A 26,873-nucleotide genomic window follows, 5' to 3' on the forward strand; every position below is an offset into this window, starting at 1 on the left:
GAGTCGCTGGCCGGTCTCGAGCAGGCCACTCTCTTTTTCACCCCGACGCGAACACGCAGTGCTTCGCTTGACGACCTCTGTACGGATGGTGAGACGAGCCGACCGACACACAGCGTCGATCAGAGAGTGCTCGACGGGCACGCAGGGAGTCCCCCCCACCGCGTCAAGCACGGACATGTCGTCGTTATCGGGGTTCGCCCTCTGGTGTCGCGTCGTCGTCGTTGCCCACTTCTGTCGCGTCGTCGTCGCTGCCCACTTCTGTCTCCGCGTCGCCACGCTCGGTCTCGAGCTCCCCGTCCCAGGTGAACGTCACGACCGACTCGTCGCCGTCGCGCCGCGCGTCAGCCACGGACACCGCGGTCTGTAACCCCGTTGCCAGGCCGACGCCGACGAACGACACGATGGGGTGATCCATCCGGTCGACGGCACCGAACGGCACGCCCGAGAGCCGCATCGTGACCCGCTGTCCCGCGGTGTCGACCTCGACGTTCGCGCTGTCGACCAGTTCGAGTCCCTCCGACGCGCCTTCGGCGAGTTGCCTCGCGGCCGACCGAGGGGTATCACCGAGAGATCCACTGAGGGTTCGCCGAAACTCCCGGAACAACGTCTTGCCCGAGGGAGAGAAGGCGACGCCGCGGCGGTCGTCGTCTTCGGGCACTACGAGCGTCGACTGGAGGTCCGCCGAGTCGGGAAGCGACGCCGCCTCGCGCTGTGGAACGTACAGCCGAACCCCTGGACCCTCGGTCGGGACGTACTGCGCGTCACCGACGAGTTCCAGTTCGGCGACGAGCGCCCCACGGGTCTCGTCGACCGAGTCGTAGATCCCCTCGGCCACGTCGACGGGCAGGAAGCGCTCCGGCGTGAGAAAGCGCGTGAGCACGGCCGAAAACAGGCCGATGCTCCCGATGATGAGAAGCACTTCACGAACGCTCGGGAAGAGGGCTGCACCCCCGACCGCGACGACTCCGACCGCGGCGAGGCCGATCGCCGTCCGGCCGTATTCGACGCGTTTCGCGTGCTGATATTCGCGCCTGAGCCGCCCGTTCTCCGCGCGGAGCTGCTGAACTCGTTCGGACGCCATGGCCATCTGGTCTCGCTCGGAGACTGGCTCGTCGAGGCTGATGTCCGGCTGTGCGTCCGTCTGTTCCGACTCGCCGCTCGCGACCTCACGCTCGGTCTCGCTCACGTCGGGTTCCCCCCTCGGTCTGTCGTCTCGGCCGGCGTGTCATCGCGTCCACGCCCGGCAGCGCCTCCGGTCACGGTCCCGAGTTCGTCGTCATCGCTGACGAGCCCGAGCGAGGCGAGTTCGTACCGATGCAGCCCGTAGACGAGCGCGCCACCCGCCAGGAGAATCAAGACGGTCGTGATCCACAGCCGGTCGGCGAAGGCGAGTCCGACGACGATGACGCCGAAGAGGGTGAATCCGAACCCGAGCGTCGACCGGGCGATCGATCCCCGGTCGGTGAGCGTCGCGCGGGTGAAGGGGCCGAGCAGGACGCAGATCAATCCGAGTTCGACGAAGAGCAGTTCGACGACCGTGAACGCACGCGCCGTCGCGCCGAGTGCGAAGACGTGCCCGAGGGCGTAGCTGTACACGGTCGGGAGGTACATCCACGTAACGACGAGCCCGATCGTCAGGAACACGCCGACGAGCCCCCCGACGAGGAGAAACACGGCGGTCGTGAGCACCACGCCGAAGAGCCCAAGCAACGTCCAGTCCGCGAGCGGGCGCGGCTCGAGAGAGAGCGCCGACCATTCGGGGAGACGGAGTCGATCACTCCCGGTACGAAGCGACATCGATCTCGACTGTGACCTCTCGTGCCAGATGAATAAACACTCCTATTACTTTTTTCGCGTGAGACGGAGCCACTGTCCGGTCTCCTCATTCGTGACCGTCGTTTCGTCGCATCCGTTGGGATCTGAGCACGGCGTCGAACCGGTCACGCGGGCCGACCTCGAACGCCGAGACATTGGGGAACTGGTCCAGTTCTCGTCTGAACTCCTCGAACTCGAGATAGCGCTCGTACGCGGTTTCGAGGTCGTCCAGTCCTCCGGGCTCGAACAGCACGTGCGGGGTGAGAAACAGTGTGATCTCCTCGATGGTTCTGCCCGTGGATCGGACGAGATCCCAGACGCGTTTCGGCTCCGTGTCGTCCGTGAGCACGACCACGCTGAACTCCTTGTCAGTCGCGACGCGTTCGCGGTGAATCGCCCCCTGGATCGGATCGTCACGATTCGTCTCGATGCGGCCGTGCGAGTCGAAGTACGGCCCGAGTTTCCGCTCGAACGCCGTGGTCCCGTCGCGGAGGCGTGTCGTGCGACCGGGAGGGAGCTTCGACACGCGCGAGCGCGAGGATCGCGTCGTCCCCGTCGACCCGCTCTGCGCCCCCGACGACTGGAGCTGGAAGAGCGGGCCGCGGAGCGTCCCGGCTGCCTTTTCGGCCGACCGGGAGTGGTATCGCGACGTGACGGCGTCGTCGTCGACGCCGTACAGGGAGACGGAGTCGAACACGGACTCGATGGTCCTCAGGTAGCCGAGCGTTACCTCCTTAGCGTAGTCGAGTTTGGTCTCGCCGGGCGGGCCGACCCTCATCGCCTCGCGCTGATCCAAGATGACCAGTACGTGCCGGTCGTTCTCCCGACCGTACTCTCGGACGTGGAGTTCGCCGCTCCGCGCGGTCACGTTCCAGTCGATGTTCTTCGCGATGTCACCGGGGACGTACTCACGCACCTCCTGTGGTTCGAGGCCGCGGCCCGTCGTCTGTCTGCTCAGTTCGCCGAACTCCTCGGTCACGTTCGACGCGCCCCGTCCCACGTGGAGTTGCGCGGGGCCGCGCGATCCGACCACCACCTCCGTTCCTGGCCCGCGCTCGATCGTCTCCTCGAAGAGGCCACGCTCGTCGCTGAGCGTAATCCTGACGGGAGCGAGTTCGTGCTGTCCGGCGACGTGGAACTCCACCGCATAGGTCAGCTCGGCCTGCGTCGCTGCCGGACCGAGGGTCGCGATCGACCGCTGTGTCACGGTCGCTGCCAGGGGACCCATCGGCTCGATCTCCAGCGAGAGCGAACTCGGCTCGTCGAGTTCGACCGTGACCACGACCGTGAGTTCGCTGTCGACCGACGTCGACTGCTCGACGGGCGTCGTCCGGATGTCGAGCGTTCGGTCGAGCGTCTCGGCCGCACTGACGAACGCGCGCTGTCGACCGAGGAGCCACGCACCGACGCCGGCGGCACCGAACAGTAACAGCGGCTGGGCGAACGCCACCGCACAGAGCGCCAGCACCACCCCGAGGCCGCCGATTTCGACTGCTCGCCGGCTGAACTCCATTCGTCTTCCAGTTTATCCGCCCGAAAATCAAGCTGTTGGTCCGGTAGTCCGAACTGAGAACCGGATCTCGGCGTCGTCACCGGCGCGCAATCGACCGATCAGCTACTCGATCGTGAGCTCTCCAGTATCGGTCGTGTGCTCGTCCCACTCCAATTCGAACTCGATCTCGATCTCCGCGGCGTCGCCCGACTTCGACGTCTCGCGTTCGACCTCGACCTCGAACTCGACGCGCCCCGGTGGAGTGAGTGTCACCGACTGGTCGCCGGAGTCGAGGGTGAACTCGTCGCCGGATTCGAGATGGTCCGCGACCGTTCGGAGGTACTGTGCCACTTCGACCGTCTCCATGTCCCGCTCGAACTCGAACAGTGTTTCTTCGGGCATCCCTCGATCTACGCTCCCGAGAGTATTGATCCTGCCGTGTGCTCGACGAGTGAGGGTGTTTGCGGCTACGAGAACGGGTCTTCGGGCGTCGTCAGCCGGGAGACGTCGTCGAACCGGTCGAAATCGTCGTCGAACGAATAGATGAAAACCTCGGACGCACGATACAGTGTGCACGCGCAGCGAACTCCGACGGGAGCAGGCGCAGTAGCAGTCTTCCGACCCTCCGATCCAGTCAGTCGGTGGTCCACGACGACCGTCTACCCCTCCAACAATCTTAACGAATGTTTATGTTGGTTGTTAGCGTAGATCGAGGCAGTACCATGTCACCGAAGACCCCGTCGTCAGGGGCAGGGTCGCCAGTCGGTCGGGGTGGACGTCGATCCGTACCGATCGACTTCGAGACAGCACAGGGGGACCTTTTCGACGCTGTCGACATCGCCACGAGGTCACGGTTCGTCGACGGCCCGGCGGGACGGATACATGTCGTCGAGGCTGGACCTCCCGACGACCAACCGCCGGTGGTGTTCGTTCATGGCACGGCTGCGTTCGGTGCGTTCTTCGCTCCCCTCATGACCCAGGTCGAAGACCGTCGGATGATCGCGTTCGACCGACCGGGGTACGGTCTCAGCGACGCGTTTGTCTACACTGAAGCCAACGTTCGACGCACCGTCGTCGATGTCCTCCTGGAAGTCCTCGACACGATGGAAGCCGACCGGATCGATCTCGTCGGGCACTCCATGGGCGGTCAGACGGCGATACTGTTCGCACTCATGCATCCGGCACGGGTTCGGCGTCTCGTCTTGATCGGAGCCGTGGTAGGCTTCCCGGGAACGCATCCGCCGTTTCGTATTCGACTCTTGACAGTTCCCGTGCTCAATCGGGTGATACGGCGGCTGCAGAAGTCGGGTGACGAAGGCGTCCTCGATATCGCGGAAACATTCGGAGAACGCGACGCGATCCGGGCCCATCCGGCGTTCATTCGGGCGATCGCAGCCCACGAAGCCGAGCCGAAATCGGCCGAGGCGGGATTCAGCGAGTTCAACGCGCTCGTCTCGGTACGGGGATGGCGTCCGTCCGTCAGGCTCAGTCCAGACGAGTTACGGAGTATCCAGCCCCCCACGACGATCGTCTGGGGTGAGAACGACACGCTGGGTGGACCCGATGACGTCCGCAACGGTCTCGCGTTGATTTCGGATGTCCGGTTCGAGACCGTCGACGCCGGACACATCCCCTTTCTGGATCACCCGAAGCGGTGTACAGCACTCCTCGGATGAACGAGGCGGATGCCTCGGGAGTCGACCTCAGCCGGCCCGGTTGATCGCGGTGAACGTCTCTCGCATCTCGGCGAAGTTCTCCTCGGAGACGGCGAGTTCCTCGCGGAGTTCATCGCTCCGCCGCTGCATCCGGAGGTACTCACCGGACTCCGCGAGCTGTTCGGACGCGTGCTCGGCCTCGAGCACGGCCAGTTTCGCGGTGAGACTGAAGAAGGCCGTGAGTGGGTCGTCGTACGACGCCGCCTCCAGTTGCTGATCGACAGCAGCGAAGAGGTCCGCTTTCTCGATCGGTTTGCAGAGGTAATCGTCGAAGGGCATGTCGGTGATTCCGAACCCGGGGTCGACCGCAGTCACCATGATGACCCGACAGTCGTACCCCTGGTCTCGGAGGTCTCTCAACACCTTGTCGCCCGAGTAGGGCATCCGACGGTCCAACAGCACCACGTCGACCGACTCGTCCATCTCCGCGAGCGCTTGCTCGCCACCGTACGCCGTTCGGACGTCTCCGTATCGCGTCCGTAACCGGAGCGCGTACGCATCGACGACTTCGCGTTCGTCGTCGACGACGAGAATCGTTCCCTCCCTTTCCTGTGCCATGGTATCACACGTAACGGGGTTCGTCACTGGAGCTGTTATACTTTCGTGCGAAACTCGAATAGCGGCCTCGTGCTCGAGTTCGTTACTATCCCCTTCGGGGAATCCTCGCCCTTTAGGGCGGGGAGGATGTCAACCACGACTGACCCCGCGAGCGTCCGCCTCGAGTGGGTGTGTGCTTCCGCGCCCGGTCCAGTGTGAATCCTTATCGTGCTCCTTGACAACACTCGACACATGCGGCTCCGGACGAAGTTCGCGGTCGTCTTCATCGTCGTGACACTCGTACTGAGTGGGTCGGTTCTCGCAGCCGTGGACTTCTACCGGCGCGACGCGGTCGAGGAGTCCCGCGTGAACGTCGACGAGACAGCGACCCTGACGGCCGAGCAGATCGACGCATCGATCCGTGACAGACAGGACTACCTGGGACTCGTCGCGTCCCGGCCGGGCGCACGCCAGTTCGAGCAGCGCGGCCCGTTCCTCGACGCGTTGCTGGTGAACTCCCGGTTCTACGCCGCTCAGATCGTCGCCGCGAACGGGACCGTCATCGCCTTCCGCGGAGACATCACGGCTCAGCAGCGGCGAGCCGTCCTCGGATCGAACCGGAGCGCCGCGCCCTACGTCAGGGCGGCGCTCGACGGACGCTCGTTCGTGGGAGAGGGGGAGGCAGTCGACGGCGCCGACAGGCACGTCCTCGTGTTCAGCACGCCCATCTTCGAGGGCGGGGAGGTCACGGGCGTGCTCGCGGGGGCGATCGATCTCGACTCACAGACCGTTTTCGGCGCACTCCCGCCCCTAGAAACGAGCAGACAGACCGTTCGGGTCGTCGGGAACGGGATGGAACTCCGCGAGGGAGACCGCCAGTTCGCCGCGTCGATTGAGGCGTCCGCGACCGTCGAGGCGACCGGGTGGACGGTCACGGTCGTTCGGGACCGCTCGGCGCTCGACGCCCGACTCCGTCGCCTGGGGCTGTTTCAGCTCGGCCAGCTGGGGATCGTCCTCCTGGTAATGGCCGGGTTCGGCTACTGGCAGTACGCCGCGAGCCTTCGGCAGACGGAGCGCCTCCTCGGAGGATTCGGCGACCTCGGGGCTGGAGAGTACGACCGTACCGTCTCGCTCAGTGGCGGCACCGAGTGGGAGCAGATCAGCGACGGGTTCAACGACCTTGCGGCGACGCTCCGAGCGCGCCAGGCGGCGCTTCGTCGACGAACACAGCGACTGGAAGTCATGTACCGCGTGGTGCGGCACAACCTCCGGAACCAGCTGACGGTCCTGTTGACGTACGCAGACGTCATCGCCGACGTCACCGACGACGACGAGATACGCAGGGCGGCCCGGTCTATCGGCGACGCCGGCCGAACGCTCACGCATCTCAGCGAGCGTGCGCGTCAGATCGAGACCGCCCTCGCGGACGACCAGACGCCGTCGCGGGTCGACGTGAGCGACATCGTCTCCGATGTCGTCGCCGACCTCCGCGAGGCGTATCCGGCGGTGGCTATCGAGACGTCGCTCCCGGACGACGTCTGGGTGCGCGCCCTCCCCTCGCTCCGGATGGCGATCGAGAGCGTCTGTGAGAACGCCTGCCAGCACAACGACGCCGAGGATCCGCACCTCGAGGTGACCGTCTCCGTCGTCGACGGAACGGGTGAGCCCGGAACGAGCATAGAAGACTCGACCCGGCCCGACCCCGCCGATCACGGCGTCCAGGGGCCCGACCAGCGCAGTGGTGAGGCCGTCGAGCCTGCGCGGGACGATGGTGTCGCCGACAGCGAGAGCGACCACTGGGTCCGCGTCGCGGTCGCCGACAACGGCCCCGGTCTCCCCGAACAAGAGCGAACTGCGATCACCGAGGGACGCGAGACGGAACTCGAACACGCGAGCGGGCTCGGTCTCTGGTTGGCCCACTGGGTCGTCGACCGTTCCGGTGGCCATCTCCGGTTCCACGACGCGTCACCTCGGGGGACGGTCGTCGAACTGCTGCTGCCGGGGGTCGCTGCAACGACGGCGACACCCGACTCGGACGGGGGGCCGGCCGGAGGACGCTAGAGACGATAGAGATCGGCTCCGCGCTCCCCCGTCACCCGTGGTCAACAGCCCGCTGTGGCCGAGAATCGACCGCATCGCATCGGACCGAACTGGACTACCGGTGACGACGGCGGACGGCGACGGAGAGCGCCGCCACGAGCAGTGCGACAGCAGTCGTCCCGAATCCGAGTCCGGGGACGGACTCGCCGCTCGTGGTCCCACCAGCCTCGGGACGCGCCGTGGGCGCGTCGTCCGTGGTCTCGGCTCGGGGGGTTCCCGTCCGTCCCGGTGTGGATGCACCCGTCGTCACGGTGTCCCCGGACTCGACCGTCACGTTCCCGACGAACCGCTCGTTGACGTACACCTGATACGTCCCGGGCTCGTCGAAGGAGCGCTCGAAGGTGGCCTGTCGGGTCCCGTTCGGGGCGATAGATAGCTCCGTGCGGTCCACCACGGTCTCTTCGAGGAGCAGTTTCACCGTGTACGTGCCGTCGGCGCCACCGACGTTCCGCACGCGGACCCGGACCTCGGTCCCCTGGTGTGTGCTGATCCGTGTGACGGTCACGAGCGCGTCGGTGATGCGGAACTTCGCCTGCTTGACGCCCGTCGTGAAGTCCGAGAGCCCGGGTGCCCTCGCCTCGAAGAAGTAGTGCGTCTCACCCTCGTCGACGAACCGGGTCGGGAGTTCGACCCACCCGCCCGCCTCGTGACGGTACAGCGCGACGTCCTCCGGGCCGGTCTCGTTCCCGGCCAGGCGGTCTTTCCGGACACGGACGTGGAACGTGACGTTACCGACGTCCTCGTTCGCGATGCTGTGATCGACGTGGACGTATCCCGCGGGTTCCGTTCCGTCGGCGGGGGCGAACGCGGGGACGTCGCCGAACCGACTCACGTTCGTCGCCACGCTGAGCGTGACGGATCCGGCACGTTCGGGCGTGAACGAGAGCGCGTCGACGGCGACGACGTCGTCGCGCGTCAACGGCCACGAGATGTTGAGCGACTGCGTCGTGTTCGCCTCGGCGTCCGTGATCGTGGCGTTCACTAGCGTCTTCCGCTCTAACACGCGCGACGGCGAGACGTCCGCGACCGTCCGCGTGTTCGTGAGCCAGACGTTCCGTTGTGGCTCGTCCGGGTCGGTGCTCAGGATGTGCAGCGTCGCGAACTGCGGGCGCGCGGTCGGGGCGTCGAAGGTGACGGTGACGTTCTGTCGCTCGCCCGGGCCGAGCGTCACCGGCCCCTCGAACGCTCGCTCGAACGACGCCCGGTCGGGCCCCACGATCGCGACCGCGTCGATCGTCAGCGGGGCGTCGCCCACGTTCCGTATCGAGAGCGTCCGCGCGTCCGACTCGTCCGTCGCGTTCGAGAAGCGGAGCACCTCGGGCTGGACCGCGATATCCGGTGTCGCGTCGACCTGCCGCGAGACTTGGCGCGTGGGCTGGACTGCCACCCCGACCGCGGCGGTCGAGAGCACGACCGCCACCACGAGGAGCACCCGTACGGTCCACCCGGGGACGTGTAGGTTCATGATCGTTGCCGTTCGTCGATGTATGCTAACATACGACAAATAGGTTGCCAGAGCGGCCGTAGTGTCTCCGAGTCGGGCTCTAGTACGGGTCCATGTCCTGGGGGAGTCCGTCGGGACCCCGCGACAGCGCGTACGGGTCCATGTCCTGCATCCGGAACGAGATGGTCACGTCGGCGGCGCCCGCGACGCCGATCGGGTCGGTGTCTCGCACGTCCCAGGGACCCGCGCGGACGGTCACGTTATTGATCGGGAACATGACGGACAGGTTGTCGATCGGGAACGCAGCCGGGAACGGGTCGTTACCCTTCCCGTCCAGCACGGTCAGCGGGGTGCCCGTCGCGGCGGTCAGGTTATCGATCGGGAACGCGAGCGCCGACGCGTGTGGCCCACTCGGTCCGTCCGCGTGGGCCGTCGCGGGTGCGAACCCCACGACACCGGCCGCACCGCTCGTGAGAACGACGCCGACCAGCAGCAGTGTGAGGGCGATTCCATCGGCGATGTGGGTGTCTTCCATCATCACATCTACTGCTCGGTCGGAGACGGCGATGAGAACAGTTGCTCAGTGTTGAGGGAGCCATGATTCTCGACACCCTCAGTATCTAGAGGACAGCCGTCGGCGCGGCGGCTCAATACTTCGCAGGTACTGTCAGGGGGATGGTCGACGACCGAACACATGTACCCGATGGGGACCAGCGCCCCACGACAGGGACGGTGATCACGATGACCTCGAGCCACGACACGCACGACCGGAGCCAGCCCGACGGCCGAATCCACCTCCTGCCCGCGGACGACGGCGTCGTCATCTACGACGTCGAGACGCCGTCCGGGTGGCTCAAATCCGACCACGCGGTCGCTCTCGCGGACTGGCGGTAACCTCGCTAGCCGATGTCCGGACGGACAGGGCGAGTGCTCCTGCGGGTCGGTCCGAATCTTGACTACTGATACCATCCAACACGGTAGTATGAACGACGCCCTCGATCACGTGACCGAAGGCGTGCTCGTCGTCGACGCCGACTGGCACGTCACTCGGGCGAACGCCGTCGCGGCGACCCACCTCGGCCGTGACCCCTCGGAGCTGACCGGCGTCGACGTCCGCGACGTCTTTCCCCGGTCGGTCGACTCGACGTTCCACGAGTCCGTCGCTGACGACGACTCGGAGCCCGAAGCGGTCGCGTTCGAGGACTACTTTCCCGATCTCGAGGCGTGGTTCGCGGTCCGGACGGTCCCCGTCGACGGCGGGGCAGTGGTCGTCTTCCACGACGTCACCGCTCGCAAGGACCTCGAACGCTCGATCGACGACCGCGAGGCGGAACTGGACCGGCTCACGCGCATCAACGCGACCATTCAGGAGATCATCCGCGAGTTAGTGGGCGCGACGACTCGCGAGGAGATCGAGCGGACGGTCTGTGACCGACTCGCCGCGAGCGATCTCTACGCGTTCACCTGGGTCGGCGAGCGCGACCCGATATCCGACCGACTCATCCACCGGAGTGCCGCCGGCGAGTACGAGGGTGTCGTCGAGTTGCTCGTCGAAGGGAGCGAGACGTCCGATGGGCCGGAGTCGCTCGAACACGCCGTCGTCCGAACCGGTGAGACACGACTCGTTCGGCAACTCGTCGAGGACGAGTCAGTCCCCGACCCGATACGGCGCGTCGCGTTCGCGCGCGGGTTACAGTCCGCCATCGCCGTCCCCGTTCGGTACGGCACCACCACCTACGGCGTCCTGGGCGTGTACGCCGCTCGCCCGGACGCGTTCAGCGAGCGCGAGCGCGAGAGCCTGGAGACGCTGGGCGTCGCAACGGGGTTCGTCATCAACGCCGCTCGGCAGCGCAACCTCCTCCTGTCGGACACTGTCGTCGAACTCACGTTCCGCGTGACCGATCCCGAGGACGCCCTGGTGGCGACGTCGTCCCGACTGGCGTGTTCGCTCGCGGTGGAAGGCATCGTTCCGCTCGCCGAAGGCGCGCTGCGCTGTTTCGTCAGTATCGAGGGAGCGCCACCCGGAGACGTCCACGAGACGGTGACAGACTCGACGGGGTTCGCGGACGCCCGCGTCGTCCACGAGACCGCAGCCGACGAGGCGACCGACGGTGGACTGCTCGAACTCTCCATCACTGACGCGTCACCGCTCTTGACCCTGGTGGAGCGCGGCGCAACCGTCCGTACGGCGACGTTCACCGAAGGTGTCGGCCGGGTCGTCGCGGAACTCGCCCCCGACGAGGACGTCCGCGCGGTCGTCGAGGCCGTCGGCGATCGGTTTCCCGGCTCGGATCTCCTCGCGAAGCGGGAGCGAGAGCGGGCCGTCGAGACGGCCCAGGAGTTCCGAAGCTCGCTCCACGAGCGACTCACCGACCGCCAGCAGACGGCACTGCGTGTGGCGTACCACGGCGGCTACTTCCAGTCACCGCGTGACAGCACGGCCGAGGAACTCGCCGAGGGGCTCGGTATCACCTCGCCCACGCTCCACTACCACCTCCGGGCCGCCCAGTGGAAGCTGGTCGACGCGTTCCTCGCCGATGACCCGGATCGACCACACCGCGACGAGCGTGACGCGTGGCACGGTGACGAGGAGGATAACCAATGACCGAGGACACGAGTGTCGGGTCGGACCGGGACTCGCTTGAGCCTCCGCTGTTCGACGCGTTTCCCGACCCGCTCTTGGTATACGGGAGCGAGCGGGCAGGCGGGTCGGATTCGAGCCCCGATTCGCTCGTCCTTCGCGCGGCCAACCCCGCGTTCGTCTCGACGTTCGACGTCGAGCCCGACCGGGTCGGCGCGCCGCTCGACCACGTCGCTATTGCCGGCCGGATCGCGTCCGACACGGACGACGCCGACGTCGACGACAGCAGTTCGGACGACACGACGACCGTGAGAGCGATCCTCGATGTCGTCCGCGGAACAGCCGACTCGACGCTTCGACTCACGCAGGATCACCCCGGCGATAGCCGTCACTTCCACGTCCGGGCGATCGACGTTCGGGCGAACGACGCGGAGTCCGACGACGTCGACGGCTGTCTCTGCTTCACCGAGGTTTCGGACCTCGAACGACGTCGACGCGAACTCGTGGCGAGGGTCGACCGCCTCGAACGAATCGCGGACGTCGTGAGTCACGACATCCGGAATCCCCTCGAAGTTGCCAGCATCCGGCTCGAAGCGGCACAGGAGACGAACGAGGCTGTCCACTTCGAGAAGGTCGCGGGCGCGCTCGCCCGCATCGAACAGTTGGTCAGTGACGTCCTCTCGGTCGGTGCGGGGAGGGTCGACCCGACCGACACGGTCGCGCTGGGGGACGCCGCCGAGTCCGCGTGGGCGACAGTCGACACGGCCGAGGCCACGCTCGTCATCGACCCGAAGGCACCGACCATCCGGGCCGATATCGATCGTCTCCGCCAGGTGTTCGAGAACCTCTTTCGCAACGCCGTCGAGCACGCGGGACGCGACGCGACCGTGACCGTCGAACTGCTTCCGGACGGGTTCGCGGTCGTCGACGACGGCCCGGGCATTCCCCCGGAGATCGGCGAGCGTGTGTTCGAGATCGGTGTGTCGACCACGCCAGGGAGTCGGGGGCTCGGACTCTCCATCGTCGATCGAATCGCACGGGAGCACGGCTGGCAAGTATCGGTCGCGTCACCCGACTCCGGGTCGGCCGATTCGGACGCGGGAGCCAGATTCGAGTTCACGGGCGTCACGCTCGTCGACTGATCGATCGATGACGACGCGGAGCGAATCACGGTGGGTGATGCGGGTGGAAACAGTCCTCGGGCACGGTCTAGATACCGAGAGATCACTTCCGAAAACACGCTTCAATACTAAGCATCCGTCTCCATCGAGTACCCCTCCCTGGGTACATCTGTGATGACGGCACTGACTCACACCACGGCTGGACGCACTGCACTCAGAACACTCCTCGTCGCGGTCGTGCTGACGGCCGGGATCGCTGGCACCGTCGGGACAGTCGCGGCCGAACCCATAGACGGGATGGGCGACGATCCGCACGGGGATGACCTCTTCGCGTCGCTCGATGGGAAGGGGAACGACGTGTACCCCCCGCCGGGAGTCTACGCATCGCTCGATGGGAAGGGGAACGACGTGTACCCCCCACCGGGAGTCTACGCGTAACACGAGGCAGCCGGGGCTATCGATGGACTAGGTAACCGAAGCCGCAGATGCAGTTGCAGACGAGTGTGACGAACCCCGCTGGCGCGCGATGTCTTCGCACGACCGCCGTCGGTCGTGAGAGACGGACCACCTCGTCGAGCGCGCGAACCGTTTCACACAAGCGCAAGGCGGAAGCCCACGACTTCAGTCGTGGGTTACTGATACGCCGTTCAGGTACTCGGTGACGAGCTGTTCTTCGGCGCGTCGCAGTCGGTACGAGAGCGTCGACCGCGGGATCTCCAGTTTCGACGCCAGTTCCTCGAGCGTGATCTCGCTCGGCGCCCGGTAGTATCCGTGGCGGGCGGCCGCGCGTAACGCCGTCCGCTGGTTGGGGTCGAGCGAGACCGTCCCGAGCGAGTCGTGCCCCCACCGGTCGGCGTCCCGGAGGTGACCCATGTGGAACGAGAGCTCGGACCGCAAGTTCGCGCTGAGGGCGTCGTAGAGCAGGCCGACCTTCTCGTCCGACCGCATCAGGATGCGCCACTCGTGTCGGCCCTCCGACCGGCGGGAACAGAGGAGCGACCCACGCGGGAGATACTGACCGGCGAGCGTCTGGACGGATTTGCCGCCGCTGATTCTCTCGACGTACGTGTAGAACACCCGCTCCCCGTCTGATCGCTCTATGACCTCGTGGTGTTCCGTGGCGAGGCAGTCCGTCTCGGTCACTGACTCCGTCCGGACGTCCTCGTCGAGGTGGAGCCGTTCGACCGCGTCGAGCGCCACCGGCGGCCCGCTGAGACGTTCGACGCGCCAGAAGTCATCGTCGTTCACACAGCCGTGTAATCCCCGCGCGACGAGCGACGGGTGGTCGATGAACACGTCCATCATCGGATCGGTACCGGCCTCGTAGTCGATGCTGAACGTGAACTCGCGCATCACGGACGCTCCGGTTCGTCGTGGAGACTTGGTAACACACCGTCGAACTACGCCGGCGAGCCCAAAAGACTTCCCTCCTCGGTTGTCAGTCGACAACTAAACTATTATTTATGAGTAATGCGGCCTTGTTGGTGCCTACCATGAGCACCGACGAACCCAGTCAGTCGACCGAGGCACACAGCCACGAACATCACGAGGTAGAGGGGCCGGGATATCCGACGCCGGCGGCGATGCGCACCGAGTCCGAACGCGAGAAGACTGCCTTCGTCATGGGGCTCCGGGTCGGCACGGACGTGGACGAGCCCGACTTCGTCGGCGTCGTCGACGTCGACCCGGAGTCCGAGACGTACAGCGAACTGATCGACACGGTCGAGATGCCGAACAAGGGCGACGAACTCCACCACTTCGGCTGGAACACCTGCTCGTCCTCGTGTCACGCCGACGGCCTGGTTCGGGACCACCTGATCGTCCCCGGCCAGCGCTCCTCTCGAATCCACATCATCGACGCCTCCGACCCGCGGAGCCCGACGATCGAGAAGGTCATCGAACCGGAGGAGGTGTTCGAGCACGACCTCTCGGCGCCGCACACGGTCCACTGCGTTCCCGAGGGGAAAATCGTCATCAGTATGCTCGGGAACGCCGACGGCGAACTCCCCGGTGGCTTCCTCCAGCTCGATCAGGACGACTTCTCCATCGACGGCCACTGGGAGATCGACCGCGGCGACATGGAGATGAACTACGACTACTGGTATCAGCCCCGACACGGCGTGATGCTGTCGACTGAGTGGGCCGCGCCGGAAACCTACTACCCGGGCTTCGACCTGGACGACGTCGAAGCCGGGAAGTACGGCGACAGCATCCACGTCTGGGACTGGGAGACCAAAGAACACCAGCAGACGCTGACGTTCGGCGAGGAGGGGCTCATCCCGCTCGAGATCCGGATGCCCCACAACCCCGAGGAGACCGAGGGCTACGTCGGCGCCGCGCTCTCTTCGAACATCCTCCGCTTTTGGGAGGCGGAGGACGGACGCTGGGAGTGGGAGAAGGTCATCGACATCGAAGACCGCGAGCACCCCGACTGGGACATGCCCGTGCCGGGACTGGTGACGGACATCCTCCTGTCGCTCGACGACCAGTACATGTTCTTCTCGAACTGGCTCCACGGCGACGTGCGGATGTACGACATCAGCGACACGGGGAACCCGCGGTTGGTCGACCAGTGCTGGGTCGGGGGGAACTTCGCCGAGCGCCAGTCCGTCGGCGGCCACGACGTCCGCGGCGCGCCCCAGATGCTCCAGCTCTCCCGGGACGGCCGACGGCTCTACTGGACCACCTCCCTGTTCTCCTCGTGGGACAACCAGTTCTACCCCGAGATCGGCGAACAGGGGTCGCTGATGATGAAAGCGGACGTGTACCCCGAGGAAGGCCGGATGGAACTCGACGAAGAGTTCGTCGTCGACTTCGGCGATGCCCCCGGGGGCCCGGCCCGCGCCCACGAGATTCGCTGGCCCGGTGGCGACTGTACCAGCGACGTCTGGCAGTAGCCACTGATGCCCCACGCAGTCACTCTGGAGTGGCGTGACGGCCGGGAGGCGACCGTCGAGGTCCGGGAGGGCGAGACGGTCACCGACGCGACCGAGCGTGCAGGCCTCGGCGTCCCCTACGGCTGTCTGTACGGTGCCTGCGCCACCTGCACCGGACGCCTGCTGGAGGGTGACCTCGTTCACGTCGAACGCCCGCGGGGGCTGAAACCCCAACACCGACAGGAGGGGTACCTCCTGCTCTGTGTGGCTGAACCGCGCTCTGACTGCCGGATCGAGGTGGGTGCGGAGATCCAGGCCGACCTCGTGCCGAACCCGTGGAAATGAGTCCGACCCCGTGGAAATGAGTTCGATCGCCCGACGCGCGGCCGCCGCCGCACTCGGTGTCGCCCTCCTGTCGACACCGTCGTCCGCCCACGGCGTGACCGCCGCCGCGACGGGGCTTTCCTTCCCGCTCGTCGTCGCTGGCGTCGTCCTCGTCAGTCTGCTCGGCGGCGGGTTCGTCCTGGGCGCGTACGGCCGGCTTCCGTGGTCGCCGGGACGAGCGGCGCTTCCAGCTCTCGTGTTCGCGCTCGGCGCCGCGGCGCTGGCGCTCGCCGTCACCCAGGCGGCGGCAGCGACCCTCGTCGGCCTCGCAGCGGGCGTTGGCGTCGTCTACCTCGCCCGCGGTGCGGCGATCACGGACTGCGGTACCTGTGCGGACGCCGCGCTGGGGGCCGTCACGCTCCACCGCGGCCTCGAAGGTGTCGTCCTCGCCACCGTCTACGCCGCCGATGCGGCACTCGGGCTGGTGGGCGCCCTCCTCGTCGCCGGGCACGCCGCCGCCGAGACGGCCGCCGTCGGGTCGCTGTACGCTCCCGCCGGCCGTCGGTACGCCCTCGCCGCGGTTCTCGCCGTCCAGACGGGGTTCGTCGTCGGTGTCGCGGCGGGGTGGGGAGTCGTCGCCGGCGTGTCGCCCACCGCCGAAGCCGGCCTGCTGGCGCTCGTCGGGGGCGTCCTGCTCGCCGTCGGCACCCGGGAGGCACGGCGTCGACACGTTGCGAGCATCATGCCGGCGTAGGTCACCCTTCTCGCACTCATCCCGGTTACGGAAAATTCGGGGCGAGAGCCTCGCCCGGACGATGAACTGGTCGTGATTCCGCTCGCTCGTCAGTGACCCACGACTGACCAGTAGGTGCCGAACCTCGGAACGGATTCGATCGATTACCGACCGAGATGAGTGTATCGAGCTCGACCAACCGGCGTTCGCTCCGTAGCCACACACGTTCGTCAGGCGGTCAGAGAGCCTCGAGAGAGGCTGAAAAAGCCTTGCCAGTCGGAAGCGGCGTGCTGACCCGGGCCGCCCGGGTCAGCCGCCGCATCTCTTCCTATCCGTCCGGAAGCGACAGCACGAACAGCCGAAACAGAGCTGTTGACACGGCTGGTCGATCCGTGAGCTCTCGCTTCTCGGCCAAACAGAGACACACTAGAATCCAGAGGTTGTACAACGACACCGCGAACAGAAACTCGAACAACCGCACCGCGAACGTCGGCGACGACGTTCGCGGAAGGAACTCACCGATCTTCCGGTAAGACGTCTCTATCCCCCAGCGACGCCGGTACGCCTCCGCAAGTGGTTCGGCGAACTCAATCGAGACCTCACGGTTTGTGACCAGACAGAACGAGTCGTCGTCCCGCGTGCGGTGCGGGACGACGACGAGTGTCACCGAAATTCGTCCGGTCGGAGGGTCTTTCGTACCATCTCGTATTCAGTGACGAACGTGGTTTCCTCGTGGGCGTCAAGCTTGACTATGAGCCTCGGCCGTTGCCGGTCGTCGCCGAGTTTGAACGCGTCAGAACTCCGGACGATGTCGCCGCGCTCTGGCTGCATCTACTGCGTGTCCTCGTCTCGTTCGCTCGGATGCGATTCCGCTGGGGCTACTGCGTCCCATTCGTCGGCGTCGATGCCGCCATCTTCGTCGTCGAGTCGTTTACTCGTGGTGTGGAGGTCGTAGGCGGCGGCGACACGTTTCCGATAACCGAACGGTCCGCCGCGCAGACCGAGACCGCAGGCAAGGTCCACCGCGACACGTCTGGCTCGATCGACTCCCCCTGCGTTCGACCCTGTGGGATCGTCTCTTGCACTAGCCATCCGACGCAGCGCACCCCGCGTAGACGACGTGGACGCTGGGCGGAGCCTCCCCGAACGGCGCACCGACGACCAGTCCCGTCGTCTCCTCGCCCGAGACGGCGACGAGTGCGTCGACTCTCCCGACCTGATCGCCGGGAGCCGCACCGGTGAGCGTCGCCGTCGCGTTCGAGGGGGACCTCTCGCCACCCGTCCCGCCGGCAACGAGGTACGCCGCCCCAGCGTCTTCCCCGCCGGTATCGTTCCCCGGGGCACCGACCAGGACGTCGTCGGTCCCGTCGCACGTGACGTCGCCGACGCCGTTCGCCGAGTACCCCGCACGGTCGCCCGGCGCTCCACGGAACTTGACCGCGGCGTCCGAGAGGCTCACCGTCTCCGGGAGATCAGACGAGCCGTGGACAACGTAGACTGCACCGGCGGTCCTCCCACCAGCATCGCTCAGCGGGGCACCGACGAGGACATCTGCGAGTCCGTCACCGTTCACGTCACCCGCGCCGGACACGTCGAACCCGGCATCGTCGTTCGAGTCGACCCCGGCGAGCGTGACCGCGGCGTCGGCGAGCGAAGCGCGCTCGGGGTACGCCGTCGTGGTGACGAGGTAGGCCGCGCCCGATCCGTTCGACGCGCCGTCGGCCCCTCTGGCGCCGATCACGAGGTCGGGATGGTCGTCGCCGTCGACGTCGCCAGCGACCTCTACTGCCCGCCCGGCGCGGTCCTCAGCAGTCGCGCCCGAGAAGGTGGCGTCCGCTTGGGTCAGCGATCCCGTCGTTTCCACGTTCTGTCCGTCGACGAGGTAGACCGCGCCCGAATTCGGGCCCGAATCGTTCGCCCGTGGCGCGCCGATCACGACATCTGCCGCGGCCCCCCCAGTGACGTTCGCTGCAGCGACCGAGTAGCCGGCGAGCGAGTCGGGTACGGCTCCGGTGAGCGTCGCGTTGGCCGTCCCGAGCGAGGCCGTTCCGTTCAGGTACGGTCCACCGTAGACGACGTACACCCCGCCGGGATTGTCGGGACCATGACGGGGTGCCCCGATGATCAGGTCACCGACACCGTCGTCGCTCACGTCGGCGATGGCGATGCTGTTACCGGCCCAGTCACCGCGGCCTTCGCCCAGTAGCTGGACGTCAGCGTCTTCGACAGTCAGATCCCCGGGGGCGACCGGTCCGAAGAACACGAACACGGCCCCCGAACGGACTTCGCTGGTGTTGTGAAACGGCGCACCCACGACGAGGTCCGGCGTGCCGTCACCGTTTACGTCACCGACGGCCGCCCCGAAGCCCAGTTCGTCCGCACCGACACCGCGAACGGTGACGTCCGCGTCGGCGAGGCTCCGCGTCCCGTTGAGGGGCTCAGCCGCTGGCAGTCGGGACACCGCCCCGTCGACCTGTGCCGCGGTGTCAGCGCTCGCCGATGGCGATGACTGCGCCGCCGGTGTCGACGAATCGGTGGACTTCGATGCGACGCCGGCGAAGCCACTGCAGCCCGCGAGGACGACCAGTGTGGCGACCACAACGGGTGCGAGGAGAACACGGACGGGCTGGGTCCCAGCCATATGATGTTAGTTGGCATTTCACTCGCTTCGTTATACGCCTGCTACTCGATGCTGAAAACGGTCGCAAACACCACAGTTTTGTTTCCCAAATACAACACTAACTCGATGAGCAGTATCCGTCCAGCGGAACTGGACGACCGTCTCGGGTCGGCGTCGGGAGGCGAGCCGTTCCTCCTCGACATCCGCCCGGAGGCGGCGTTCGACTCGGGTGCGATCGACCGTAGCTACAACGTCCCAGTGTATAACGATCTGCGCCGCGGGGACGAGTCGGCACTGCGCGACCGATTAAGCGACATACCGACCGACAGAGACGTGGTCGTCGTGTGCAAGATGGGCGTCGTCGCCAAGCGGGCGACGAGGATCCTCAGAGACGAGGGGTACGACGCGTCGACGCTACTCGGCGGCATGAGCGGGTGGACCGGGTACCAGAACGGCTCGCTGGGCTACAAGCTTCGGTCGCTCCTCTGGAGCCTCCGGTAGGCCGTATCGACAGCTCCGTCGGCGGGCGATTGGGTGGCAAGCCACCGTCTTCGTCCCAGATCAATTGCCCGTCCGCGAGACTGGAACCCACACAACGAACATCGTTAGCTGGTGTACGCAGGGTTCACTCCCTCGACTTCGATGCCGAACAGCTCTGTCTTGTGCTCGAAAATCTATCCCACGCGAAATTATATTATTTCTAGGATAGTACGCGGTGTATGTACAGGGAGGACGGTCAACTACGTCGGCGGTGGTTGTTGAAAGCGGTCGGAAGCGGGGCTCTCGTGGGCGGGCTCGCGGGCTGTCAGGCCCGTGGGCCGGGCGACGATGGCGGCGGTAGTGACGGCGACGGCGGATCGGTGAGCGGGTCGGTTGGCCCGCTCACGGTCACTCTCACCGGCGTCGACCCGTGCCAGCCGATACGGGATCTCTTCGAGGCCTACCACGAGAACTCCCCGGTCGTCGTGACGGCGACAGGGACGCCCGGCGGCGACGCCGCCGGCACTTGTGGCACGCTGTTCGGTGATCCTCACGTTCGCACCGTCGACGGGAACCGGTACGACTTCATGGGCGCCGGCGAGTTCGTCGCGCTCGAATCGACGAGCGACGACCTGGCCGTCCAGGTCCGGATGGAGCCATGGGGCGACAGCGAGCGGGTGTCGGTGCTCACGGCGGTCGCCGCCCGGGTGGGTGCGAGCGAGGTCCAGGTGTCCGCCGAGGGCGGGGATCGGGACCTGTTGCTCGTCGACGGCGTCGCGAGGGTGGTACCAGTCGGCGAGGTCATCGAACTCGACGGCGGGGCCATCCTCCGGAGCGAAGACGTGGTCGGCCTCGTCTGGGCCGACGGCACCGTGGTCGCTGTCACCGTCGGGCGATCCCTGGACCTGACGGTCGCACACCCCGACGGACGGGCCGGCGAATTCCAGGGGTTGCTCGGGAATGGCAACGGAGACGCGGGCGACGACCTCGTCACGCGCGGCGGCGAGGCCGTCGCGGAGACGTTCGAGGGGCTCTACGGCGACTTCGCCGCGGACTGGCGAATCGACGCTGAGAGCTCGCTGTTCGCCTACGCCGATGGCGAGTCGACGGCGACGTACACCGACCGCTCGTTCCCCGCGGCACCGCCACCGGAACTCGACGATGAGAAGCGCCAGGCGGCCGAACGGGCCTGCTTCGACGCGGGCGTCAGGGACCCGGACTTCCTCGGGGACTGCGTGCTGGACGTCGGACTGACCGGTGACGACGGGTTCGCGGCGCGCGCGGCCGGGGCCCAGCCTCGGCGGGCGACGACCGTTGGCACTGGTCCCGCCTCGGTCGAGACACCCGCCGCGCTCCGACGCGGTGACGCGGCTCGGACCGGGTCGATGACAGTCGACGGGCCCATCGAGGGGGCCCTGGAGTGGAGTTCCGAGCGGGACTTCTTTCGCCCCTCGATGCCGGTCGCGGGTGACTCGGTCGTCGTCGTGGCGGCTGACGAGTCGGTCACGGCACTCGACTCGACGGACGGTACGACCCGCTGGTCCGTGTCTGTCCAGACGCCCGGAGCGGCGCCGACCGTCGCGGGGCCGGTCGTCTACGCACCGACGCGGGCGGGACTGCTGGCACTCTCGACGGCGGACGGGACCGAACACTGGCGGCTGCGCGCCTTCGCCGACGAGGACGTGGCGTCGCCGGTCGTGGCCGACGACACCGTCTACGTCTCGCTCGACGTCGACGATGTCGCCGTCGTCGTCGCCGCCGACGCCACCACCGGCGCCCTCCGATGGGAACGAGTGCTCGGGCGCGGGGACGTGAGCGCTGTCAGCCTGGCGGACGGGTCACTGTTCATCGCCCACGGCGGGACCGTCGCGGCCCTCGACCACGAGGACGGCACGGAGCAGTGGCGCACGGCTGCCCCCTTCGGTGTCGGGTCGGCGCTGGCGGTCGCCGACGGAACTGTCTACGCCACGGGCACCAACGGGGGCGTCGTCGCGTTCGACGCGGGCACTGGCCAACGAGGCTTCTACTTCGAGGCGGACTTCTGGTGGTCGGCCCCCGCGGTCGACACCGACCGGGTGTACGCCGGGAGCGGGGACGTCGCCTACGGTCTGGACCGACGGAACGGATCACTCGTCTGGGAACGCCCGACAGAGTCGATTCTGCGCGACCCCATCGTCGCCGGGGGGCGAGTGTACGCGACGACACAGCGCGCCGAGCTCGTCGCGTTCGATGCTGCGGCCGGCGAGGAGGAACTCCGCGTTTCGCTCCCCGGCCGGGGGGGGATCGACACCGGTCCGTACCTCACTGGTGACCGACTGTACGTCACGAGTCCCGACGGGAACGTACTGGCCTACCGGTGAGAGACCCCGTCCTGGGCCCCGGTCAATCGAACTCCACGCAGGTACGTGTGGTCGGAGACACGGCATCGACGAGTATCGGTGTCATCTCCGAGACAGCCCTTACTCACATATATCTGAGAAATACGAAAATATATTGATAACGACCACCGAGAGAGGTATGACCGAGTTCGATCCAGCCCCCGAGTCTGATACCCAGCGACGGTGGCAGACGGGAACAGACACGTTCGATCGCGTCTACGACGTCGTTCTCGGGGTGACGTCTCCGACTGCGTACACCGAGATCGCCGAGCTTGCCGACTGCTCGCCAAACGCCGCGAAAAAGCACCTCGACCGTCTCACGGAGATGGGCATCGCCCGAGCCAACAGAGAGAGTCGCCCGGCGACCTACGAACGAAACGAGGGATACCTCGAATGGCAGGACGCCAGCCGGATCGCAACCGAGCTCTCCGTCGAAGCGATCATCGACCGTGTGGAGGCGCTCGAAGCGCAGCGGACGGAGTACGAAGCACGGTTCGAGACGAGGGATCCGGCAACTGTCTCGGTGTTCGACCAGGGTGATCACGAAACGATCCACGAGCGGATGACTGCAGTCAGCGAGTGGCAGGGCGTGATTCGAGACATCCAGCTGTACGAACTCGCGCGCCAGCTCTCCCAGAACGACGGGCATCTGCTTCCGGCTTGACATCCTCCCCGCCCTAAAGGGCGAGGATTCCCCGAAGGGGATAGCAACTGACTGCCCCACGTCTCGCGGTTGAATGACGGCTAACCTGCAGTTGTGCGTTCGTTCGAGTACGTGAAGAGATGCGCTCTGTATCTCCCAGGGTCGAACTTGATCTCCCGGAATACGGTGCGACCGATCATACAGAGTACTGATGGTTTGTGAAGCAGGACGACTCGGCGCGTGTCGGCCCTTCGATTGTGTTCTTGATCGGGTCACAGCACGAGAACAATGTGGAGAGCGCCGAGCAGAGACCCACCGACGATCCAGAACCGGGAGAACCAGTTGTCGAACTCGATCAGGGGATGACTCCGGAGACCGAGATGCAAGAGTCCGTGGACGATCGCGAACGAAGCCACACCCAGCTGAAACGCTGGTGACTCCGCGTACACCAGCAGTAGGACGAACAGCGGCGCGTGCAGACCGATGAACAGCCGATACGCGGTTTCGTCGTCAGTTCCCATCGGTGCGAAGAAGAACCGCCATTCGCGCTGGCGAATCGCATCGAGTTCGTGGACGAGCAAAAACGCGACCACCCCCGAGAACAGCACTGCTGATACGGTGACCATGTCGGAGAGTTGCTCGCTAAATTATAAGAGATTTAGCGGGCAACGTCGGCGCGGCCACAACCACAGGCTCGTTCTCCACGCCAGTGGCTGCCCGAACCCGCCGATCAATCCATCGTGACGACGACGCTGCCAGTCTTGTGGCCGACGTCGACGTATCGGTGTGCGTCGGCGATGTCGTCGAGCGAGTACGTTCGGTCGATCACCGGACGGAACTGTCCTCTTTCGACGAGATCTCGCAGTGCAACGAGGTGTGAGCGTTTCGTGCGCTTCGATGACAGCCCGGTGGCCGCGAAGATCGCCCGCCTGTCGCCGACCACCCGGGTCCAGACCATCCGGAGCAGGATCCCCACGGAAGGGACCGTCGTCAGGTAGCGACCACCCGTGGTGAGCGACGCTTTGCACTCGGGGTACGAGCGCTTCCCCACGGCATCGAAGATCACGTCGTACGTCGCACCGGTCGTCGTGAAGTCCGTGCGCGTGTAGTCGATCACCGTCTCGGCGCCGAGCGACCGCACGAACTCGACCTTCGCGGTACTGCAGACGCCGGTGACCGTCGCACCGAACTCCGTCGCGAGTTGGACGGCGGCCGTCCCGACCGATCCGGACGCGCCGTTGATGAGGACGGAGTCGCCCGCCTGGACGTGCGCGTGATCTTTCACGAACGCCATCGCGGTCAATCCGCCGTCACAGACGGCCGCGGCTTCGTCGTACGTGAGGTTCGACGGCATGATCGTCACGGCTCCGTTTTCGGGCAGGCAGAGGTACTCGGCGTGTGCACCGCTTCCAGGCGCGGTCGTGCCGAACACGGCGTCGCCCGGTGCGAACTGCACGACGTCCTGGCCGACCGCCTCGATCTCCCCAGCGAACACGTCGCCAGGTATCCCGTTGGGTCGTCTCAGACCGCTGAAGAACCGAATCGGGAAGGGACTGCCCTCGCGCGCGGCCGAGTCTGGCGGCCCGACGACCGCCGCCCGAACCCGAACAAGCACCTCGTCGTCGTCAGGCACCGGCTTCGCCACCTCGTCCACGTGAAGGACATCCGGTGAGCCGTACGCCCCGGCCACGACGGCTCGCATCTGCGTTCGGCCCTGGGTTGACTTCTCTCCGACACTCGTTGTCATCGCGGAGTACGGTACGACGTGTGAGAGCATGAACTCCGCTGCCCTGCTCACGAGTTTTCGTGGCGAAATCGAACAGCCAGATAGATATGCGCAGATAAAACAATATAATGGATGGCAATAGCCCGACTGTTAACCCACGGATGACGAACGTAGTTCACCTTCTTCACGAGGGTGATGATTTCATTTTCGATAACGTTTCGCTCGTCAGTATACAGCCACGCGAATGATTCAGACCGGAAGACAGCGATCACATAAACGTCATCATTGCACGATGACTCGGAGACTGAGAGGCCGTATTTCTCAGTACGCAGTTGGACACATTCGGTCGCCTAATCGGCCCCATCCCGTTCGAGGAACTGGACACCGTGCAGGAATACTCTCTCGAATAATATTGCGTGATTAATTCAAGATCACTGCCCGCAGACTCGGATATCGGTCGCGCCGAACGGCACGAAAATCCGCGCTGCCGTGTTTATAACCTACCCTCTTCTGGTCGGGTCACAGAAGTTCGAGGCGGAAGCCCACGACGTCAGTCGTGGGTAGTTCACGCCTGGTCTTCGATCCGGTACACGATCAGTTGAGACCACCAGACTCTCTGGTCAGGACTCGTGGCGATAGAGCGTGGCGATATCTCGCCACTGGTCGAAGTACGACTCTCGAGTGTCTGCGTAGTGTTCGGTGATCTCTCGTTCCGGTTCGACGATGTCTCGTCGCCGGAGGAGTCGGTCCTTCGCCTCCTCGGGTGAGTTGTACACCGACGAAATGAGCGTCGCCGGAATCACGAGCCCTGCGATGGTCCGTGGCTCCATCTCGATGATCGAGCGGCCCCAGATCGACGCCCGATGCTCGTTCCACCACTCGTACGTGTCGTCCGGCGTCGGAGCGTCGTCGTTCAGCAGGCGGACCTCGTCGATGGTCGTGTCGAAGTGTTCTTCGATGAGCGAGATGTACGTCCACTCCGCGAGGATAATGCCCGTCGTGAGCCCGCGAGCCAATTTCCCGTGAACGGTCTCGGTCGACAGCGACCGGTCATACCGCAGTCCGAGGAGTGAACCCCCGATCCGTTGGTCGAAGAACGGGCCGCGGTTCCCTTCGAGAAACATCTCGTACTCTTCGCCGGGAGACGTCGACCGCGCAAGTTCGAGACCGCGCTCTGGCGTGGTCTGGAGAACTCTGTCGAAGAACCATCGCAGCGCCTCTCCGCTGTCGAACGCCGCCCCCGAGAGATACCCCTTGAGCGGGTGGCGGTGGTAGTACAGCGCCTCGTGTGGTTTGATGGTCTCGGAGACGTACTTCACCACGCTCGCTCCGCCGAACGTGACGCTGAAATCGCCCGGTTCGAAACAGCCGTTCGCGAGTACGAACGCGTTTCCGTCGGTCAGGCCCTGAAAGAGACGGAGGTTGTCCAATCCCGTGCGCTGGGCGAGTTCACTGTCGGCTGTTCCGACAAACGAACCTGGTGGCCGAATGGTCGGTAAGAGCTCTGGGTCGAGGTCGACGCACTCGTAGAGAGACTCGAACCACTCGGGAACTGACGCCGTCACGTCAGCTCCGAACTTCAGGGCGTTTGTCCAGTCGGTCTCGATATCTCTCCATCTGGTGGAACTCCCGTAGTAGAGCCGGTACAACAGCCACGTCGTCGGACTCAGTATCCACTCAACCTTCGCGAACTGCTCGGGGTGTTCCTCTCGGAGACGAAGTATCTTCGAGAGAGGGGCAGTGGGCGAGAGCGCGATATCCATGCCGCTCACGTCCTCGGTGTCGACCATGGTCTCGAGATACTCGGACTGCTCGGGTGCACTCTCGTAGTACATCTGCGGTGGGAATATCGGCTCGCCGTACTCGTCGACGAGGAGCGTCGTCCCGGACGTGCTCGCGACAGAACACACCCCGTTCCGCGGAAGTGACGGCGTCGCCTCCCGAAGTGCTCGTTCCCACGCGACGGTCGTCTGGTCCGTCACCTCCGCCTTCCCGTTGGCGATCATCTCGCCGTCCAGATCGTACGCTCCCACGTGTATGGTAGATGGGCTGAGATAGATCCCTACAAGGTGGGGCGAATCCATGCCGGTAACTCCCACCGGAAACTCATGTACTTTACCCGGCAGCAGAGGAAACGTTTCGTAGAATCAAATATCAGCAGGCAAATTTAAACGACCAAAATCGTAAAATAATTGAATAATATTTAGAGATACTGTTACTAATTTGCGGAATAATTAGATATCGTGGTTACTACATGTAAAATACGCACAGACCAAGTATTCACAAAG

Annotated in this window: 25 protein-coding genes; 12 read left to right on the plus strand and 13 right to left on the minus strand. The window is 65.6% G+C overall.

Translation table 11 applies throughout. From position 1 onward, the window contains the following. Window positions 1-184: 184 nt before the first annotated feature. The 4 genes from NKJ07_RS00775 to NKJ07_RS00790 form a co-directional block, all read right to left on the minus strand. On the minus strand, window positions 185-1,186 hold the full coding sequence (locus NKJ07_RS00775; RefSeq protein ID WP_318568711.1) for a DUF7982 domain-containing protein: 1,002 nt from the start codon (window positions 1,184-1,186) through the stop codon (window positions 185-187). Next, window positions 1,183-1,797 (minus strand): DUF8163 family membrane protein, encoded by a 615-nt coding sequence (locus tag NKJ07_RS00780; RefSeq protein ID WP_318568712.1) that lies wholly within the window; start codon window positions 1,795-1,797, stop codon window positions 1,183-1,185. Before NKJ07_RS00780 ends, NKJ07_RS00775 begins: the two co-directional genes overlap by 4 nt. 85 nt (window positions 1,798-1,882) lie before the next feature. Beyond that, entirely contained in the window at window positions 1,883-3,328 is a 1,446-nt protein-coding gene (locus NKJ07_RS00785; RefSeq protein ID WP_318568713.1) for a DUF58 domain-containing protein, read from the minus strand. Between the two features lie 102 nt (window positions 3,329-3,430). Beyond that, a complete protein-coding gene (locus NKJ07_RS00790; RefSeq protein ID WP_318568714.1) occupies window positions 3,431-3,709 on the minus strand; it encodes an amphi-Trp domain-containing protein in 279 nt (92 codons plus the stop codon). Window positions 3,710-4,278: 569 nt separating this feature from the next. On the opposite strand from NKJ07_RS00790, the gene NKJ07_RS00795 reads away from it, so the two are divergent. Further along, entirely contained in the window at window positions 4,279-4,983 is a 705-nt protein-coding gene (locus NKJ07_RS00795; protein WP_318568715.1) for an alpha/beta fold hydrolase, read from the plus strand. Between the two features lie 27 nt (window positions 4,984-5,010). Here the strand turns inward: NKJ07_RS00795 and NKJ07_RS00800 are convergent, their stop codons facing one another. Then, complete coding sequence (locus NKJ07_RS00800) at window positions 5,011-5,580, minus strand: response regulator (RefSeq protein ID WP_318568716.1); 570 nt, start codon at window positions 5,578-5,580, stop codon at window positions 5,011-5,013. A gap of 231 nt (window positions 5,581-5,811) precedes the next feature. Between NKJ07_RS00800 and NKJ07_RS00805 the strand changes: the two genes are divergently transcribed. Further along, on the plus strand, window positions 5,812-7,620 hold the full coding sequence (locus tag NKJ07_RS00805) for a sensor histidine kinase (protein WP_318568717.1): 1,809 nt from the start codon (window positions 5,812-5,814) through the stop codon (window positions 7,618-7,620). Between the two features lie 94 nt (window positions 7,621-7,714). Here NKJ07_RS00805 and NKJ07_RS00810 read toward each other — a convergent pair whose 3' ends face one another. Then, window positions 7,715-9,124 carry a PGF-pre-PGF domain-containing protein gene (locus NKJ07_RS00810; protein ID WP_318568718.1) on the minus strand — a complete coding sequence of 470 codons (1,410 nt, stop codon included), beginning with the start codon at window positions 9,122-9,124 and terminating at the stop codon, window positions 7,715-7,717. Window positions 9,125-9,203: 79 nt separating this feature from the next. Then, a complete protein-coding gene (locus tag NKJ07_RS00815) occupies window positions 9,204-9,641 on the minus strand; it encodes a hypothetical protein (RefSeq protein ID WP_318568719.1) in 438 nt (145 codons plus the stop codon). 203 nt (window positions 9,642-9,844) lie between these two features. On the opposite strand from NKJ07_RS00815, the gene NKJ07_RS00820 reads away from it, so the two are divergent. The 4 genes from NKJ07_RS00820 (at window position 9,845) to NKJ07_RS00835 (ending at window position 13,243) form a co-directional block, all read left to right on the plus strand. Then, window positions 9,845-9,997, plus strand: coding sequence for a DUF7331 family protein (locus NKJ07_RS00820; protein ID WP_318568720.1), 153 nt, complete (start codon window positions 9,845-9,847; stop codon window positions 9,995-9,997). Window positions 9,998-10,085: 88 nt separating this feature from the next. Beyond that, the gene (locus tag NKJ07_RS00825; protein WP_318568721.1) at window positions 10,086-11,708 is read left to right on the plus strand and encodes a bacterio-opsin activator domain-containing protein; all 1,623 of its coding nucleotides are present in this window, start codon (window positions 10,086-10,088) and stop codon (window positions 11,706-11,708) included. Continuing rightward, window positions 11,705-12,826, plus strand: coding sequence for a sensor histidine kinase (locus tag NKJ07_RS00830; protein WP_318568722.1), 1,122 nt, complete (start codon window positions 11,705-11,707; stop codon window positions 12,824-12,826). The genes NKJ07_RS00825 and NKJ07_RS00830 overlap by 4 nt, the downstream gene beginning before the upstream one ends. A 153-nt stretch (window positions 12,827-12,979) precedes the next feature. Then, on the plus strand, window positions 12,980-13,243 hold the full coding sequence (locus NKJ07_RS00835) for a hypothetical protein (RefSeq protein ID WP_318568723.1): 264 nt from the start codon (window positions 12,980-12,982) through the stop codon (window positions 13,241-13,243). A 183-nt stretch (window positions 13,244-13,426) separates the two neighbouring features. On the opposite strand, the gene NKJ07_RS00840 is transcribed toward NKJ07_RS00835, so the two are convergent. Then, window positions 13,427-14,158, minus strand: coding sequence for a helix-turn-helix domain-containing protein (locus NKJ07_RS00840; RefSeq protein WP_318568724.1), 732 nt, complete (start codon window positions 14,156-14,158; stop codon window positions 13,427-13,429). Between the two features lie 140 nt (window positions 14,159-14,298). Between NKJ07_RS00840 and NKJ07_RS00845 the strand changes: the two genes are divergently transcribed. The 3 genes from NKJ07_RS00845 to NKJ07_RS00855 are packed head-to-tail and all read left to right on the plus strand — an operon-like array spanning window position 14,299 to window position 16,759. Further along, window positions 14,299-15,702, plus strand: a complete 1,404-nt coding sequence (locus NKJ07_RS00845; protein ID WP_318568725.1) for a selenium-binding protein SBP56-related protein — start codon at window positions 14,299-14,301, stop codon at window positions 15,700-15,702. Window positions 15,703-15,708: 6 nt separating this feature from the next. Then, window positions 15,709-16,026, plus strand: a complete 318-nt coding sequence (locus NKJ07_RS00850; protein WP_318568726.1) for a 2Fe-2S iron-sulfur cluster-binding protein — start codon at window positions 15,709-15,711, stop codon at window positions 16,024-16,026. 16 nt (window positions 16,027-16,042) lie between these two features. Then, window positions 16,043-16,759 (plus strand): hypothetical protein, encoded by a 717-nt coding sequence (locus NKJ07_RS00855; protein ID WP_318568727.1) that lies wholly within the window; start codon window positions 16,043-16,045, stop codon window positions 16,757-16,759. Between the two features lie 642 nt (window positions 16,760-17,401). On the opposite strand, the gene NKJ07_RS00860 is transcribed toward NKJ07_RS00855, so the two are convergent. Together NKJ07_RS00860 and NKJ07_RS00865 are read right to left on the minus strand one after the other, a co-directional pair. Further along, entirely contained in the window at window positions 17,402-17,569 is a 168-nt protein-coding gene (locus tag NKJ07_RS00860) for a hypothetical protein (protein ID WP_318568728.1), read from the minus strand. A 253-nt stretch (window positions 17,570-17,822) separates the two neighbouring features. Further along, a complete protein-coding gene (locus NKJ07_RS00865; protein WP_318568729.1) occupies window positions 17,823-19,379 on the minus strand; it encodes an integrin alpha in 1,557 nt (518 codons plus the stop codon). A 105-nt stretch (window positions 19,380-19,484) separates the two neighbouring features. Between NKJ07_RS00865 and NKJ07_RS00870 the strand changes: the two genes are divergently transcribed. The 3 genes from NKJ07_RS00870 (at window position 19,485) to NKJ07_RS00880 (ending at window position 22,880) form a co-directional block, all read left to right on the plus strand. Then, a complete protein-coding gene (locus tag NKJ07_RS00870; protein WP_318568730.1) occupies window positions 19,485-19,859 on the plus strand; it encodes a rhodanese-like domain-containing protein in 375 nt (124 codons plus the stop codon). Window positions 19,860-20,077: 218 nt separating this feature from the next. Continuing rightward, window positions 20,078-22,198 carry an outer membrane protein assembly factor BamB family protein gene (locus NKJ07_RS00875; protein WP_318568731.1) on the plus strand — a complete coding sequence of 707 codons (2,121 nt, stop codon included), beginning with the start codon at window positions 20,078-20,080 and terminating at the stop codon, window positions 22,196-22,198. Between the two features lie 157 nt (window positions 22,199-22,355). Continuing rightward, window positions 22,356-22,880 carry a DUF7342 family protein gene (locus NKJ07_RS00880; RefSeq protein ID WP_318568732.1) on the plus strand — a complete coding sequence of 175 codons (525 nt, stop codon included), beginning with the start codon at window positions 22,356-22,358 and terminating at the stop codon, window positions 22,878-22,880. 251 nt (window positions 22,881-23,131) lie between these two features. On the opposite strand, the gene NKJ07_RS00885 is transcribed toward NKJ07_RS00880, so the two are convergent. The 3 genes from NKJ07_RS00885 to NKJ07_RS00895 all read right to left on the minus strand — a co-directional run bounded on the left by NKJ07_RS00885 (window position 23,132) and on the right by NKJ07_RS00895 (window position 26,669). Beyond that, window positions 23,132-23,485: a DUF6713 family protein gene (locus NKJ07_RS00885; RefSeq protein WP_318568733.1), complete on the minus strand. Its 354-nt coding sequence runs from the start codon at window positions 23,483-23,485 to the stop codon at window positions 23,132-23,134. A 104-nt stretch (window positions 23,486-23,589) separates the two neighbouring features. Next, a complete protein-coding gene (locus NKJ07_RS00890) occupies window positions 23,590-24,606 on the minus strand; it encodes an NAD(P)-dependent alcohol dehydrogenase (RefSeq protein WP_318568734.1) in 1,017 nt (338 codons plus the stop codon). A 599-nt stretch (window positions 24,607-25,205) separates the two neighbouring features. Beyond that, the gene (locus NKJ07_RS00895) at window positions 25,206-26,669 is read right to left on the minus strand and encodes an FGGY family carbohydrate kinase (protein WP_318568735.1); all 1,464 of its coding nucleotides are present in this window, start codon (window positions 26,667-26,669) and stop codon (window positions 25,206-25,208) included. Window positions 26,670-26,873 lie beyond the last annotated feature (204 nt).

Origin of the sequence: Salinigranum marinum, assembly GCF_024228675.1 — an archaeon.
In the GTDB taxonomy this organism is placed as follows: domain Archaea; phylum Halobacteriota; class Halobacteria; order Halobacteriales; family Haloferacaceae; genus Salinigranum; species Salinigranum marinum.

What these genes read in the sequence shown, in the direction of transcription:
- NKJ07_RS00840 (WP_318568724.1), bottom strand. Translation starts at nt 14,158, where the DNA reads ATGCGCGAGTTCACGTTCAGCATCGACTACGAGGCCGGTACCGATCCG.
- NKJ07_RS00835 (WP_318568723.1), top strand. Translation starts at nt 12,980, where the DNA reads ATGACGGCACTGACTCACACCACGGCTGGACGCACTGCACTCAGAACA.
- NKJ07_RS00790 (WP_318568714.1), bottom strand. Translation starts at nt 3,709, where the DNA reads ATGCCCGAAGAAACACTGTTCGAGTTCGAGCGGGACATGGAGACGGTC.
- NKJ07_RS00800 (WP_318568716.1), bottom strand. Translation starts at nt 5,580, where the DNA reads ATGGCACAGGAAAGGGAGGGAACGATTCTCGTCGTCGACGACGAACGC.
- NKJ07_RS00815 (WP_318568719.1), bottom strand. Translation starts at nt 9,641, where the DNA reads ATGATGGAAGACACCCACATCGCCGATGGAATCGCCCTCACACTGCTG.
- NKJ07_RS00810 (WP_318568718.1), bottom strand. Translation starts at nt 9,124, where the DNA reads ATGAACCTACACGTCCCCGGGTGGACCGTACGGGTGCTCCTCGTGGTG.
- NKJ07_RS00865 (WP_318568729.1), bottom strand. Translation starts at nt 19,379, where the DNA reads ATGGCTGGGACCCAGCCCGTCCGTGTTCTCCTCGCACCCGTTGTGGTC.
- NKJ07_RS00870 (WP_318568730.1), top strand. Translation starts at nt 19,485, where the DNA reads ATGAGCAGTATCCGTCCAGCGGAACTGGACGACCGTCTCGGGTCGGCG.
- NKJ07_RS00880 (WP_318568732.1), top strand. Translation starts at nt 22,356, where the DNA reads ATGACCGAGTTCGATCCAGCCCCCGAGTCTGATACCCAGCGACGGTGG.
- NKJ07_RS00785 (WP_318568713.1), bottom strand. Translation starts at nt 3,328, where the DNA reads ATGGAGTTCAGCCGGCGAGCAGTCGAAATCGGCGGCCTCGGGGTGGTG.
- NKJ07_RS00850 (WP_318568726.1), top strand. Translation starts at nt 15,709, where the DNA reads ATGCCCCACGCAGTCACTCTGGAGTGGCGTGACGGCCGGGAGGCGACC.
- NKJ07_RS00895 (WP_318568735.1), bottom strand. Translation starts at nt 26,669, where the DNA reads ATGGATTCGCCCCACCTTGTAGGGATCTATCTCAGCCCATCTACCATA.
- NKJ07_RS00805 (WP_318568717.1), top strand. Translation starts at nt 5,812, where the DNA reads ATGCGGCTCCGGACGAAGTTCGCGGTCGTCTTCATCGTCGTGACACTC.
- NKJ07_RS00780 (WP_318568712.1), bottom strand. Translation starts at nt 1,797, where the DNA reads ATGTCGCTTCGTACCGGGAGTGATCGACTCCGTCTCCCCGAATGGTCG.
- NKJ07_RS00875 (WP_318568731.1), top strand. Translation starts at nt 20,078, where the DNA reads ATGTACAGGGAGGACGGTCAACTACGTCGGCGGTGGTTGTTGAAAGCG.
- NKJ07_RS00860 (WP_318568728.1), bottom strand. Translation starts at nt 17,569, where the DNA reads ATGCAGCCAGAGCGCGGCGACATCGTCCGGAGTTCTGACGCGTTCAAA.
- NKJ07_RS00795 (WP_318568715.1), top strand. Translation starts at nt 4,279, where the DNA reads ATGACCCAGGTCGAAGACCGTCGGATGATCGCGTTCGACCGACCGGGG.
- NKJ07_RS00855 (WP_318568727.1), top strand. Translation starts at nt 16,043, where the DNA reads ATGAGTTCGATCGCCCGACGCGCGGCCGCCGCCGCACTCGGTGTCGCC.
- NKJ07_RS00885 (WP_318568733.1), bottom strand. Translation starts at nt 23,485, where the DNA reads ATGGTCACCGTATCAGCAGTGCTGTTCTCGGGGGTGGTCGCGTTTTTG.
- NKJ07_RS00890 (WP_318568734.1), bottom strand. Translation starts at nt 24,606, where the DNA reads ATGACAACGAGTGTCGGAGAGAAGTCAACCCAGGGCCGAACGCAGATG.
- NKJ07_RS00825 (WP_318568721.1), top strand. Translation starts at nt 10,086, where the DNA reads ATGAACGACGCCCTCGATCACGTGACCGAAGGCGTGCTCGTCGTCGAC.
- NKJ07_RS00830 (WP_318568722.1), top strand. Translation starts at nt 11,705, where the DNA reads ATGACCGAGGACACGAGTGTCGGGTCGGACCGGGACTCGCTTGAGCCT.
- NKJ07_RS00820 (WP_318568720.1), top strand. Translation starts at nt 9,845, where the DNA reads ATGACCTCGAGCCACGACACGCACGACCGGAGCCAGCCCGACGGCCGA.
- NKJ07_RS00845 (WP_318568725.1), top strand. Translation starts at nt 14,299, where the DNA reads ATGAGCACCGACGAACCCAGTCAGTCGACCGAGGCACACAGCCACGAA.